13 protein-coding genes are annotated in these 12,706 nt (G+C 67.8%); 8 read left to right on the top strand and 5 right to left on the bottom strand.

Annotated features, from left to right (window positions below; genetic code table 11):
- Window positions 1-41: 41 nt before the first annotated feature.
- The 8 genes from paaB to paaK all read left to right on the top strand — a co-directional run bounded on the left by paaB (window position 42) and on the right by paaK (window position 7,221).
- Window positions 42-326 (top strand): 1,2-phenylacetyl-CoA epoxidase subunit PaaB, encoded by a 285-nt coding sequence (paaB, locus tag AC1M14_RS19380; protein ID WP_006388300.1) that lies wholly within the window; start codon window positions 42-44, stop codon window positions 324-326.
- Window positions 327-341: 15 nt separating this feature from the next.
- Window positions 342-1,106 (top strand): 1,2-phenylacetyl-CoA epoxidase subunit PaaC, encoded by a 765-nt coding sequence (gene paaC / locus AC1M14_RS19375; protein ID WP_102774844.1) that lies wholly within the window; start codon window positions 342-344, stop codon window positions 1,104-1,106.
- Window positions 1,103-1,609 carry a 1,2-phenylacetyl-CoA epoxidase subunit PaaD gene (gene paaD, locus AC1M14_RS19370; RefSeq protein WP_102774955.1) on the top strand — a complete coding sequence of 169 codons (507 nt, stop codon included), beginning with the start codon at window positions 1,103-1,105 and terminating at the stop codon, window positions 1,607-1,609. Before paaC ends, paaD begins: the two co-directional genes overlap by 4 nt.
- A 13-nt stretch (window positions 1,610-1,622) precedes the next feature.
- On the top strand, window positions 1,623-2,711 hold the full coding sequence (gene paaE, locus AC1M14_RS19365) for a 1,2-phenylacetyl-CoA epoxidase subunit PaaE (RefSeq protein WP_479730279.1): 1,089 nt from the start codon (window positions 1,623-1,625) through the stop codon (window positions 2,709-2,711).
- A gap of 46 nt (window positions 2,712-2,757) precedes the next feature.
- Entirely contained in the window at window positions 2,758-4,422 is a 1,665-nt protein-coding gene (gene paaN / locus AC1M14_RS19360; RefSeq protein ID WP_479730278.1) for a phenylacetic acid degradation protein PaaN, read from the top strand.
- Window positions 4,423-4,538: 116 nt separating this feature from the next.
- Entirely contained in the window at window positions 4,539-5,327 is a 789-nt protein-coding gene (gene paaG, locus AC1M14_RS19355; RefSeq protein WP_102774954.1) for a 2-(1,2-epoxy-1,2-dihydrophenyl)acetyl-CoA isomerase PaaG, read from the top strand.
- Window positions 5,327-5,797: a hydroxyphenylacetyl-CoA thioesterase PaaI gene (gene paaI / locus AC1M14_RS19350; protein ID WP_102774841.1), complete on the top strand. Its 471-nt coding sequence runs from the start codon at window positions 5,327-5,329 to the stop codon at window positions 5,795-5,797. Before paaG ends, paaI begins: the two co-directional genes overlap by 1 nt.
- Before the next feature lie 110 nt (window positions 5,798-5,907).
- A complete protein-coding gene (gene paaK, locus AC1M14_RS19345; RefSeq protein ID WP_102774840.1) occupies window positions 5,908-7,221 on the top strand; it encodes a phenylacetate--CoA ligase PaaK in 1,314 nt (437 codons plus the stop codon).
- Between the two features lie 179 nt (window positions 7,222-7,400).
- On the opposite strand, the gene AC1M14_RS19340 is transcribed toward paaK, so the two are convergent.
- The 5 genes from AC1M14_RS19340 to kynB all read right to left on the bottom strand — a co-directional run bounded on the left by AC1M14_RS19340 (window position 7,401) and on the right by kynB (window position 12,652).
- Window positions 7,401-8,801, bottom strand: coding sequence for an MATE family efflux transporter (locus AC1M14_RS19340; protein ID WP_102774839.1), 1,401 nt, complete (start codon window positions 8,799-8,801; stop codon window positions 7,401-7,403).
- Window positions 8,798-10,528, bottom strand: coding sequence for an ArnT family glycosyltransferase (locus AC1M14_RS19335; RefSeq protein WP_102774838.1), 1,731 nt, complete (start codon window positions 10,526-10,528; stop codon window positions 8,798-8,800). The genes AC1M14_RS19340 and AC1M14_RS19335 overlap by 4 nt, the downstream gene beginning before the upstream one ends.
- Window positions 10,529-10,653: 125 nt before the next feature.
- Window positions 10,654-10,920: a type B 50S ribosomal protein L31 gene (locus AC1M14_RS19330; RefSeq protein WP_006388310.1), complete on the bottom strand. Its 267-nt coding sequence runs from the start codon at window positions 10,918-10,920 to the stop codon at window positions 10,654-10,656.
- 176 nt (window positions 10,921-11,096) lie between these two features.
- Window positions 11,097-11,945, bottom strand: a complete 849-nt coding sequence (gene kynA, locus AC1M14_RS19325; RefSeq protein ID WP_102774837.1) for a tryptophan 2,3-dioxygenase — start codon at window positions 11,943-11,945, stop codon at window positions 11,097-11,099.
- Window positions 11,946-12,025: 80 nt separating this feature from the next.
- Window positions 12,026-12,652: an arylformamidase gene (gene kynB, locus AC1M14_RS19320; protein ID WP_102774836.1), complete on the bottom strand. Its 627-nt coding sequence runs from the start codon at window positions 12,650-12,652 to the stop codon at window positions 12,026-12,028.
- Window positions 12,653-12,706 lie beyond the last annotated feature (54 nt).

Genomic DNA, 12,706 nt, shown 5'->3' with positions numbered 1-12,706 from the left:
CGGTGCGCGCGGGGCGCGCCCGGCATTCGAGGATATCCATCATGAGCAAAGACTGGCCTTTGTGGGAAGTGTTCATCCGCAGCCAGCACGGCCTGGCGCACAAGCACGTCGGCAGCCTGCACGCGCCCGACGCCGAAATGGCGATCAACCACGCCCGCGACGTCTACACCCGCCGCAACGAAGGGCTGAGCATCTGGGTGGTGCGCGCCAGCGACATCTCGGCCAGCAGCCCGGGCGACAAGGACCCCTTGTTCGAACCGGCCAACAGCAAGGTCTACCGGCATCCCACGTTCTTCCCGATGCCCGAAGAAATCAAGCACATGTAAGGCGGCGGGGCAGACATGGACAAGACGCTGTTTGAATACCTGCTGCGGCTGGGCGATTCCTCGCTCATCCTGTCGCAGCGCCTGGGCGCCTGGACCGGCCACGGCCCGATCCTGGAAGAAGACCTGGCGCTGACCAATACCGCGCTGGACCTGCTGGGCCAGGCCCGCATGTGGCTGACGCTGGCCGGCGAGGTCGAAGGCGCCGGGCGCGACGAAGACGCGCTGGCCTACCTGCGCGACGCCCACCAGTTCCACAACGTGCTGCTGGTGGAGCGCCCCAACGGCAATTACGCCGACACCATGGCGCGCCAGTTCCTGTTCGACGTCTGGCACTACTTCCTGCTGCAGCGCCTGGAGCAGTCGAGCGACGAGCGCGTCGCCGGCATCGCGGCCAAGTCCATCAAGGAAGTGACCTACCACGTGCGCCGCTCGTCGGACATGGTGGTGCGCCTGGGCGACGGCACGGCGGAAAGCCATGCCAAGATGCAGGCGGCCATCGACGACGCCTGGCGTTTCACCGGCGAGCTGTTCACCGACGACGCCGTCGATCAGGACGTGGCGGCCCGCGGCATCGGCTGTGAGCTGGCCTCGCTGCGCCAGCCCTGGCTGGCGCACGTGCGCGAAGTGCTGGAAGAAGCCACCCTGACCGTGCCCGACGAAGCCGCCGCCGGCCATCCGGCGCACCGCGGCGGACGCCAGGGCAAGCACACCGAGGAACTGGGCTACGTGCTGGCCGAAATGCAGTTCCTGCCGCGCGCCTATCCGGGAGCCAAGTGGTGAACGCGCTGGCGCCCGTGTCCGCCGACCAGGTCTACGCCTGGCTGCAGGAGGTCCCCGATCCGGAGATCCCCGTGCTGTCCGTGGTGGATCTGGGCGTGGTGCGCGAGGTGTCCTGGGACGGCGACGCCTGTGTCGTGGTCATCACGCCCACGTATTCCGGCTGTCCGGCCATGCGCGAGATCACCCAGGACATCGAACGGACGCTGGCGCGCCACGGCATCGCCGAGGTGCGGGTGCAGACCCGCCTGGCGCCGGCCTGGACCACCGACTGGATGAGCGAGAAGGGGCGCCAGGCGCTCAAGGGCTACGGCATCGCCGCGCCGGCCGAACGCGCCGTCGACATCTCCGGCATCAGCCGCCGCGCGGCCGGCCCGGCGATCGCCTGCCCGCGCTGCGGGTCGCGCGATACGCGCCTGGTGAGCAATTTCGGCTCCACGTCGTGCAAGGCGCTGTATCGCTGCGTCTCCTGCCGCGAGCCCTTCGATTATTTCAAGACTCACTAAGAGCGGTTTCGAAATGAGCCAGAATCAATTCCATTCCCTGAAGGTGGCGTCGGTGGCGCGCAACACGCGCGACGCGGTCGTCGTGACCTTCGACCTGCCCGAGGCGCTGGCGGACGAATTCGCCTTCCTGCCGGGCCAGTACCTGACCCTGCGCACGCAGCTCAACGGCGAGGAACAGCGCCGCTCCTATTCCATCTGTTCGGCCCCGCACGACAAGCTGCTGCGCGTGGCGATCAAAAAGGTGGACGAGGGCGTATTTTCCAGCTGGGCCAACCACGAACTGCAGCCCGGCCAGACCCTGGACGTGATGGCCCCGGCCGGCAACTTCACCGTCGACTTCGCGCCCGGAAACCGCCGCCACTATGTGGCCTTCGCCGTGGGCAGCGGCATCACGCCGGTGTTTTCGCTGGTCAAGACCGCGCTGTCGACCGAGCCCCACAGCAAGTTCACGCTGTTCTTCGGCAACCGCGCCTCGTCGGCGGTGCTGTTTCGCGAAGAGATCGAAGACCTGAAGAACCTCTATATGGAGCGCTTCTCGCTGGTCTACATCATGAGCCGCGAAACCCAGGACATCGAGCTCTTCAACGGCCGCCTGGACGGCGACAAGGTCGACCAGCTGATGTCGGCCTGGATGAGCCCCGAGGATATCGATTACGCTTTTGTGTGCGGTCCGCAGACCATGACCGAAAGCGTGGTCGAGCGGCTGCAGGCCCGCGGCATTCCGAAGTCGAACATCAAGTTCGAACTGTTCGGCGCGCCCAAGGGGCCGCGCGCGCTGCGCACCGGCCACGACGCCCGCCAGGCGCCGGGCAAGGGGCAGTGCGAGGTGACGGTGGTGCAGGACGGCCACAGCCGCATGTTCGTCATCGACAAGAACAAAGACAGCGTGCTGGATTCGGCGCTGGCGCAGGGCATCGAGCTGCCGTATTCGTGCAAGGGCGGGGTGTGTTCCACCTGCCGCTGCAAGGTGATCGAAGGCGAGGTCGACATGGACGCCAACTTCGCCCTGGAAGACTACGAAGTGGCGCGCGGCTTCATCCTGAGCTGCCAGAGCTTTCCGGTCAGCGACCGCCTGGTGATCGACTTCGACCAGGAAACCTGACCCGGCCCGCGCCAGGCAGAAAAACCTACTTATCTGGAGAGACGCAGTGTCCCAACAATTCTTCGAACGCCATCAGCCCCTGCTGGAACAGGCACTGGCCGCGGCCGCGCTGCGCGGCTACTGGAGCCCGTTTGCCGAGTCGCCCAGCCCCCGCAACTATGGCGAGACCGCCAACGACGAGGGCCGCGCCGCCTTCGAAGCGTTGCAGGGCAAGCCTTTCCCGCTGAACCTGCATGACGCCGACGGCGTCGTGGGCGGCGAAAAATCGCCTTACGGCTTCGACCTGGGCATCACCTATCCGCGCGTGCCCGCCGACAAGCTCATCGCCGCCTCCAAGCGCGCGCTCGAGGACTGGCGCCGCGCCGGCCCGCGCGCCTGGGTCGGTGTGTCGCTGGAAATCCTGGCCCGCCTGAACAAGCTCAGCTTCCAGATCGCCTACGCGGTCCAGCACACCACCGGCCAGGGCTTCATGATGGGCTTCCAGGCCGGCGGCCCGCACGCGCAGGACCGCGGCTTCGAAGCCGTGACCTACGCCTGGCAGGAAATGTCGCGCATCCCCGGCGTGGCCGTCTGGGAAAAGCCGCAGGGCAAGAACGAACCGATCCGCATGGAAAAGCAGTTCACCGTGGTGCCGCGCGGCGTCGCGCTGGTGATCGGCTGCTCCACCTTCCCGACCTGGAACGGCTACCCCGGCATGTTCGCCAGCCTGGCCACCGGCAACACCGTGATCGTCAAGCCGCACCCCGGCGCGATCCTGCCGCTGGCCATCACCGTCAAGGTGGCGCGCGAAGTGCTGCAGGAAGCGGGCTTCGATCCCGACGTGGTGCAACTGGCCGCGCATGAAGCCGGCGACGACACCGCGCAGAAGCTGGCGCTGGACCCGGCCGTCAAGATCGTGGACTTCACCGGCAGCACCGCCAACGGCGACTGGCTCGAGAACAACGCCCGCCAGGCGCTGGTCTACACCGAGAAGGCCGGCGTCAACCAGGTCATCATCGACTCCACCGACGACCTCAAGGGCGTGGCCCGCAACCTGGCGTTCTCGCTGGCCCTGTATTCGGGCCAGATGTGCACCGCGCCGCAGAACATCTACGTGCCGCGCGACGGCATCCAGACGCCGGAAGGCCGCGTCAGCTTCGACGACGTCGTGGCCGCCCTGGGCGCCGCGGTCGAGAAGCTGGGCGCCGACCCGGCCAAGGCCGTCGAGCTGACCGGCGCGATCCAGAACGAAGGCATCGTCGAGCGCATCGAAAAGGCGCGCGCGCTGGGTCTGCCCGTGGTGGCCGACAGCAAGGCGCTGACGCACCCGCAGTTCGAGAACGCCCGCGTGCGCACGCCGCTGCTGCTGCGCACGGAAGCCGGCAACGCCGCCATCAGTCAGGAATGGTTCGGCCCGATCGCCTTCGTGGTGGCCACCGATTCCACCGCCCACAGCATCCAGCTGGCGCGCGACAGCGTCATCCAGCACGGCGCGCTGTCGCTGTCGGCCTACACCACCAGCGACGCCGTCGCCGAGCAGGTGCAGGACGCGGCCGAGGTCTCGGGCGTGTCGCTGTCGCTGAACCTGACGGGCGCGGTGTTCGTGAACCAGACGGCCGCGTTCAGCGATTTCCATGGCACCGGCGCCAACCCGGCGGCCAATGCGGCGCTGTCCGATACGGCTTTCGTGTCGAATCGCTTCCGGGTCGTGCAGACGAGAAAACACATCTAATCTCCCCTTCCCCCCCCGGAGCGCTACGCGCTTCCCCCCCCAGGGGGGGCACCGCCTCGTTATTCGTTAGTGTTTCGTATTTGGATGCTATTGGCGTGCGCGCCATGGATACCGACATGAGCTACCAAGATATCCAGTTCGACCTGTCAGGCGGCATCGCGCGCCTGACGCTGAACCGTCCCGACAAACTCAACAGCTTCACCGCCAACATGCACGGCGAAGTGGCCGACGCGCTGGCGCGCGTGGAAGCGGAAGGCGCGCGCGTGCTGGTGCTGACCGGCGCCGGCCGCGGCTTTTGCGCCGGGCAGGACCTGAGCGAGCGCCGGCCCGCCGCCGACGGCACGCCGCCCGACCTGGGCGAGACCGTCGACAAGTACTACGCGCCGCTGGTGCGCCGCATCAATGCCCTGCCCATGCCGGTGGTGGTGGGCGTGAACGGCGTGGCGGCGGGGGCGGGCGCGAACCTGGCTTTCGCCGGCGACATCGTCATCGCCAAGGCCTCGGCCAGTTTCATCCAGTCGTTCTGCCGCCTGGGCCTGATCCCGGACACCGGCGGCACCTTCGTGCTGCCGCGCCTGGTCGGCCGCGCCCGCGCCATGGGGCTGGCCATGCTGGGCGACAAGCTCAGCGCGCAGCAGGCGCAGGACTGGGGCCTGATCTGGCAATGCGTGCCGGACGAGGAATTCGACGCCGCGCTGGAACGCCTGGCGCAGCACTTTTCCAAGGCCCCGACCAAGGGGCTGGCATACACCAAGCGGGCCATCCAGGCCAGCCTGGCCAACGATCTGTCGACCCAGCTGGACCTGGAGCGCGACCTGATGCGCGAACTCGGGCGCAGCGCCGATTACGCGGAGGGCGTGGACGCCTTCCTGAACAAGCGCGAACCGCAATTCAAGGGGCAATGATGAACGCACACGTACCCGCCGTCGAGGCGCCCACCGATCCGCAGGAGCTTGCGCAGGCCGTCGGCGCCGTGATGTACGCCGGCGATGCCGCCTCGCAGGGCCTGGACATGAAGGTCGAAGAAATGGCGCCGGGTTACGCGCGGCTGAGCATGCGAGTGCGCGCCGACATGCTCAACGGGCACAAGACCTGCCACGGCGGCTTCATCTTCGCCCTGGCCGACAGCGCCTTCGCGTTCTCCTGCAATTCGCGCAACGTCAGCACCGTGGCCTCGGGCTGCACCATCGACTACCTGGCCCCGGGTTTCGAAGGCGACCTGCTGACCGCGGTGGCGCAGGAGCGCTCGCTGGCAGGGCGCACCGGCGTCTATGACGTGACCGTCACCAACCAGGAGGGACGCAACGTGGCCTTGTTCCGCGGCCGCTCTTATCGAATCAAAGGCCAGATCGTCGGCGCTCCCGCGGACGCCTGAGGCCGTCATCCAACCAAAGACGAGGCCGCCGGCCCGGCCGCACGCGCGCTTGCGTATCCGCGCGCATGCGGCCGGGCCGGCGTAGTGAGAATTTCAGGAGAGAGATAACCATGTCCAACACCATGAGCAAGCCGGGACTGGACCCCATCGAACATGCCAGCGAGGACGAGCTGCGCGCCTTGCAGCTGCAGCGGCTGAAGTGGTCGCTCAAGCACGCCTACGAGAACGTGCCGCACTACAAGAAGGCCTTCGACGAGGCCGGCGTGCATCCGGACGACCTCAAGCAGCTGTCCGATATTTCCAAGTTCCCCTTCACCACCAAGAAGGAACTGCGCGAGAACTATCCCTTCGGCATGTTCGCCGTGCCGCGCGAGCGCGTCTCGCGCATCCACGCTTCCAGCGGCACCACCGGCAAGCCGACGGTGGTGGGCTACACCAAGGGCGACCTGGACAACTGGGCCAACCTGGTGGCGCGCTCGATCCGCGCCGCCGGCGGCAAGCCCGGCGACACCGTGCACGTGGCCTACGGCTACGGCCTGTTCACCGGCGGCCTGGGCGCGCACTATGGCGCCGAACGCCTGGGCTGCACCGTCATCCCGATGTCCGGCGGCCAGACCGAAAAGCAGGTGCAGCTGATCAATGATTTCCGTCCGGACATCATCATGGTCACGCCCTCGTACTTCTGCAATATCCTCGAAGAGCAGCGCCGCCAGGGCATCGACCCGCGCCAGAGCTCGCTGCGCATCGGCATCTTCGGCGCCGAGCCCTGGACCGGCCAGATGCGCGCCGACATCGAAACCGAGGCCGGCATCGACGCGGTGGACATCTACGGCCTGTCCGAAGTGATGGGCCCCGGCGTGGCGAGCGAATGCGTCGAGACCAAGGATGGCCCCGTGGTCTGGGAAGACCATTTCTACGCCGAGATCATCAATCCGGATACGGGCGAGCCCGTGGCCGACGGCGAGCCGGGCGAACTGGTGTTCACCTCGCTCACCAAGGAAGCGATGCCCATCATCCGCTACCGCACGCGCGATCTCACCCGCCTGCTGCCGCCGACGGCGCGCAGCATGCGCCGCATCGGCAAGATCACCGGCCGCAGCGACGACATGCTGATCGTGCGCGGCGTGAACATGTTCCCCACGCAGGTCGAGGAACTGGTGCTCAAGATCGCCCAACTGGCGCCGCACTACCAGCTGGTGCTGTCGCGCACCGGCAACCTGGACGAGCTCGAGATCCTGACCGAACTGCGGGCCGAGTTCTCGACCCTGTCCGACGCCGAGCGCGCCAACCTGGGCAAGCAGCTGCAGCACGCCGTCAAGACCCACATCGGGGTCAGCGCGCGCATCCAGGTGTCGGACGCCGGCCACGTGGAACGCACCCTGACCGGCAAGGCCCGCCGCGTCATCGACAAACGCCCGAAGTAGGATGGGTGGAGCGCGAGAGTCTTTAAGCAAGAACACGAATACCCAGCGCGCGAAACCCATCAGGCGGCGCCAGCCGCCGCCTTTCGTGGCACGAGACAAACGCCGGCTGTCGCCGGCCGATGGGTTACGCGCGCTCGATGGTTGAGTTCTTGCCCAAGAACTCTCGCGCTGCACCCATCCTACCCCCGCACCTGCCGCACGATCCGCCGATACCAGAAGTGCAGCAGCGCCGCCGACAGCCCCAGGCCGGCCATAGCCATGAGCCACATGCTGCCGGCGCCCTGGGGCGAACCGGGCACCAGCACGGCGCGGATGCCGTCCAGGCCGCCGCGGCCCGGACCGAAACCGAACCACCAGCCGCCGGCCAGGCCCACGCCGGCCAGCGCGACCGTCTGCAGGATCAGCGGCACCACCGCCACCTTGTAGGCGCGCAGCAGGTACGAGTTGATGCATTGCATCGAGTCGAACAGGTGGAATAGCGGCAGCACGGCAAGCAGGGTGGTGGCGACGGCGGCCACGCCGGCATTGTCGGTGTAGGCCGCCAGGATCAGCGGACGACCGGCCAGCAGCACGGCGGCGGTCAGCAGCGCGCCCAGCAGGCCCAGCGCCAGGCCGGCCATGCCGGTGCGGTGCGCGTGCTCCAGATTGCCGGCGCCGATGGCCTGGGCCGTCAGCGCGGCGGTGGCCACGCCCAGCGCCATGGGCATCATGTAGCACAGCGCGGCCAGGTTCGACATGATCTGGTGGCCGCCGGTCACGAAAGTGCCTTCGCGCGCCACCAGCAGGGCCATGAAGGTGAAGGCCGAGACCTCGACCAGATACGACCCGCCCATCGGCAGGCCCAGGCGCAGCAACTCCTTGAGCGTCTTCCAGTCGGGCCTGCCCACGCGCAGCTGGAAGCGCCGGTAATAGCGGTCGTGGGTGATGACCCACAGCCCCAGGCCCAGGCTGATCCAGGAAACCAGCGCCGTCGCCAGCCCGGCCCCGGCCGCGCCCATGGCCGGCAGCCCCAGGTTGCCGTAGATCAGCAGCCAGTTGAAGAAGGCCTTGAAGCCGATGGCGGTCAGGTTGATCGCCATGACCAGCTTGGGGCGCGAGACCGCCGTGCCCAGCGCGTAGATTGTGCGGAACACCAGCGCGGCGGGCAGGGCCAATACCAGCGCCCGGAGATAGGCGGCGATGCGCTCGCGCACCGCCGGATCGACGTCGCCCGACAGGGACAGCCACATGTCCGGGAACAGCATCAGCGCGGCGCCGGCCACGGACAGGCCCAGCGCCAGCCACACGCCCTGGCCCCAGCTGCGGCCGACTTCGGCGTTCTGGCCGGCGCCGAAATGCTGCGCCAGGATGGGGATGAGCGCATGCACGACGCCCATCAGCCCGACGAAGATGGTGATGTAGATGGACGCGGACAAGGCCATGGCCGCCAGGTCGCTGGCGCTGGAATGGCCCGTCATGGCCGTGTCCAGCACCCCGAAGGAGATGCCGGCCCATTGGCTGACCAGCACCGGCCAGGCCTGCCTGGCGATGCCGCGCAGGGTGGCGCCGAAAGTCATCGGCGCGGCGGTCGGCGGCGTCATCGGTTCGAACCGATGCGCAGCAGGCGGAACACCTCCTGGCGGTCCGCGCGCCGGCCGCCCTGCCACAGCACGTCGGCGCCCTCGCTATAGGCGGCGGTGTTGTCCCGCAGGCTCTGGTTGTTGGTCTGCTGCAGGATCACCGTGCACTTGGCGTCGAAAGTGAAGGTGAGGTTGTTGAAGATCAGGAACGAGGCGCGCTGGCCGCTGCCCAGGCTCAGCCCGCGCACGCATTCGCCGGGGCGCAGGTTCTGCTCCAGCGCCTGGGCCAGCTGGCCGGAGACGGTGCGGTAGCTGCGCGCGTAATCCACCGCCGGCTGCCACAGCAGCACCAGCAGGATCCAGGTCACGGTGAGCCCGCCGGCCGACAGCACGGTGCCGCGCCACAGCGCCTGCGGCTTGACGCGCAGGCGCCACACCACCAGCGCGATCCAGGCCAGCGTGAACGCCACGCCCAGCGCGAAGGCGATCCAGGAGATGACCGGCTCGTAGCCGGTGGTCTGGCGGGCGATGTTGCGCGAGATCTGCGCGGGCCAGTGGAAGTGCAGGGCGACCCAGCCCAGCCAGACGGTGGCCGCGGTCAGCGAAAAGCACATCACGGCGAACCAGTCCAGCGTGTTGACCACGCCGCGGCGCAGCGTCGGCAGCGAAAACGCGCCCAGCACCGCGCAGGGGACGGCGAGCAGCACGTATTCGGAGTCGGTGGCCTCTTCCAGGCCGAACAGCACCAGCGTCGCGCAGGCCAGCAGCGTCAGCGGCAGCCAGATGTGCGGCGCGTAGATCCACGAACGCCAGCGCCAGATCGCCACCAGGGCCAGCGGCCAGGTCGGCCACAGATACCAGGGCAGGTCGCGCAGCGTGCGGCCGATGTCGTGCCAGGACGGCGGCGCGAAGGACGCCAGGTTCCAGGTCTTCCAGTTGCGGATCCAGTATTCGCTGCCCTGGCTGGCCGGAATCCACCAGGCCAGGATCAGCACGGCGGTCACCAGCGCCGCCCAGGGCAGCCAGCGCCGGCTTTGCCACAGCAGGCTGCGCGGGTAGAAGGCCAGCAGCGCGCCGATCATGATAGGGACCGCGCCCACCCAGCCGCGGGTCAGGAAGCTGGCGGCCAGCGCGAAGCCCAGCGTGGTGCAGCCCGTGAAAGGACGGTCCACGCTGCGCGCCAGCGAATAGAAGGCCAGCGCCTGCCAGGCCATGATGGCCGGCACCACGGTGGTTTCGTGGGTGCGCTGCAGAATGCCCACCGTGGCCAGCAATAGCAGCAGGGCGGCGTCGGCCAGCATGCGGCCGTAGTCGCGCGGCTCGGGTTCGCCGCCGAAGGGCAGCGCCAGCGGCTGGGCTTCGGCGCGCCGGCCCAGCAGATAGGTGCCGTACCACACGCTGGTGGTGGTGATGGCGAACCACAGCAGGTTGGGCAGGCGGCCGGCCGTGATGTCGCCGATGAACGGGCCGAACAGCCAGATGCAGATCGCGCCCACCCAGGTGATCAGCGGACCTTCCTCGGCGTGGGCCAGCAGCCCCACCTGCGGCAGCAGCCAGGTCAGCCCGCCCTCGCGGATCGCCGTGATCATGGTCGCCAGTCCGACCGCATCGTCCGTTTTCCAGGGGTCGCGCATGAACAGGCCGGCCACGATATAGGCCAGCAGCAGCCCCAGCAGGATCAGGCGGGGCAATTTCGCGGTAGCCACGGACGTCAGCCGGGCCGGGGTGGAAAGGGAGATTGGGGACACGGGCGTTAATGTAACCGAGTGGTCGGGTTGCGCTAGCCCCCCAGCAGAAGAATAGGTCGCTAGGGAGGAAAAAAAAGCAGCCCGAAGGCTGCCTTTTTGCTGTGGCTCCTGCGGGAGCGACAGGATCAGGAAGCGGACTTGACCGTGCCGGCCGTACGGGCGAAGCGGGCGCGGAACTTTTCCACGCGGCCGGTTTCGACGATGCGGGTCTGGGCGCCCGTGTAGAACGGGTGCGATTCGGAGGTCACGTCGCACTTGAAGAGCGGGTACGTCTTGCCGTCGAGTTCGATGGTTTCGCGCGTTTGCACGGTCGAACGGGTGATGAACTTGCTGCCCGTTTGCAGGTCGGCGAAGACGACTTCGCGGTATTCGGGGTGAATGCCTTCTTTCATGGTGCTTTCCTAGGGCTCGTTCGAGCCTCTCTCGGTTGTTAGGGTCGCCAGCCGGGGGCCATAGAGGCATGTATCCTCTTCCTTACCCAGCAACGTATCCAAAAAGTAACCCTGAATTGTAGCATGGAGATTCCGGCCCGGCCAAGGGGCGAAGGCAAGGCGGGGCCGGATCGCCGTCAGAGATCGGTGCGCAGCTTCCAGATTTCCGGGAACAGCACCACTTCCAGCATGCGCCGCAGATAGGCCACGCCCGAGGTGCCGCCGGTTCCGCGCTTGAAGCCGATGACGCGCTCGACCGTGGTGACGTGGCGGAATCGCCACAGCCGGAAGGCGTCTTCCAGGTCGGTGAGCTTTTCGCCCAGCTGATACAGGTCCCAGTAGCGCTCGGGCTGGCGGTAGACCTCCAGCCAGGCCGCCTCGACTCCGGCCGAGGCCTGGTAGGGCTGGGTCCAGTCGCGTTCGAGATGGTCGGCCGGCACGTCCAGGCCCTGGCGCGCCAGCAGCCGCAGGGCTTCGTCGTACAGCGAGGGGGCCTCGTAGGCGCTCTGCACCTGGGCCAGCAGGTCGGCGCGGTGTTCGTGCGGCTTGAGCATGGCGGCGTTCTTGTTGCCCAGCAGGAATTCGATCTGCCGGTACTGGTAGCTCTGGAATCCGCTGGAGCGGGCCAGGTAGGGGCGCAGGGCGGAATACTCGGGCGGGGTCATGGTCGCCAGCACGTCCCAGGCGTGGACCAGCTGCTCCATGATCTTGCTGACCCGGGCCAGCATCTTGAAGGCCGGCGGCAGGCGGTCGGCCGCCACGTTGGCGATGGCGCCGCGCAGCTCGTGCAGCATCAGCTTCATCCACAGCTCGCTGGTCTGGTGCTGGATGATGAAAAGCATCTCATTGTGCTCGGGCGACAGCGGGTGCTGCGCGCCCAGCAGGGCGTCCAGGTGCAGGTAGTCGCCGTAGGTCATGTCGCGCGCGAAGTCCAGCTGCGCTTTTTCCTCGCGGACGATGTCTTCGGGGCGTTGGGTGTCGGTCATGGGGGCTTCCTGAATCGCGGCGGCGGGATGTCGTCCCGCCGCCCTGAAGTTCGGACCGGCCCGGGCCCTGGCGGCAGGGCCTACAGTTCGCGCAGGACCGCGCGGACCGGGCTGGCGTCAGCCTGGACCAGCGCCAACGGCAGCGCGATCAGCTCGTAATCGCCTTCCGGCACGGCATCGAGCACCAGGTTTTCCAATACCCGCATGTCGTGCCGCAAGATCGCGTGGTGGCTGTCCAGGGTCTTGCTGGAGGCGGGGTCGATGCTGGCCGTGTCCAGCCCGATCAGCATGACGCCGCGCTCGGCCAGCCATTCGATGGTCTGGGGCGCGTAGGCGGAGAAATCGTCGGTCCACCAGTCTTGCGCGGCATGCTTGGCGGTGCGCACCAGCACGCGCGGCGGCAGGTTCAGCGCGGCGTGGGCGATGTGCTCGACCGTGATCAGCGGCCCGCAGTCGATGGCGTGGATGACGCGGCACGGGCCCAGGAAGGGTTCCAGCGGGACGGCGCCGATGGCGGCGGCGTCATTCTGGTAATGCAGCGGCGCGTCGGCATGGGCGCCGATGTGCGGCGACAGCGTGATCTCGCTGACATTGACCGGACAGCCGGGCGCAAGCGACCACTTCCATTGCTGGCGGTAGGGCGTGTCGCCGGGAAAGACCGGCGAAGCGGCGGAGACGGGCGGGGAAATATCCCACAGGCGCTTCATGTCGGGCGTAGAGACTGGAATTACGTTAAGCCTAAAGCAATCGCGGGCGGTAGT

Source organism: Achromobacter sp. SX5 (genome assembly GCF_056711425.1).
This window is presented reverse-complemented; position numbering and strand designations above follow the sequence as displayed.

Coding starts and splice junctions, on each gene's coding strand:
- AC1M14_RS19340 (WP_102774839.1), bottom strand. CDS start 8,801: ATGACGCCGCCGACCGCCGCGCCGATGACTTTCGGCGCCACCCTGCGC.
- paaB (WP_006388300.1), top strand. CDS start 42: ATGAGCAAAGACTGGCCTTTGTGGGAAGTGTTCATCCGCAGCCAGCAC.
- paaI (WP_102774841.1), top strand. CDS start 5,327: ATGAACGCACACGTACCCGCCGTCGAGGCGCCCACCGATCCGCAGGAG.
- kynB (WP_102774836.1), bottom strand. CDS start 12,652: ATGAAGCGCCTGTGGGATATTTCCCCGCCCGTCTCCGCCGCTTCGCCG.
- paaE (WP_479730279.1), top strand. CDS start 1,623: ATGAGCCAGAATCAATTCCATTCCCTGAAGGTGGCGTCGGTGGCGCGC.
- paaC (WP_102774844.1), top strand. CDS start 342: ATGGACAAGACGCTGTTTGAATACCTGCTGCGGCTGGGCGATTCCTCG.
- AC1M14_RS19330 (WP_006388310.1), bottom strand. CDS start 10,920: ATGAAAGAAGGCATTCACCCCGAATACCGCGAAGTCGTCTTCGCCGAC.
- paaK (WP_102774840.1), top strand. CDS start 5,908: ATGTCCAACACCATGAGCAAGCCGGGACTGGACCCCATCGAACATGCC.
- paaG (WP_102774954.1), top strand. CDS start 4,539: ATGAGCTACCAAGATATCCAGTTCGACCTGTCAGGCGGCATCGCGCGC.
- kynA (WP_102774837.1), bottom strand. CDS start 11,945: ATGACCGACACCCAACGCCCCGAAGACATCGTCCGCGAGGAAAAAGCG.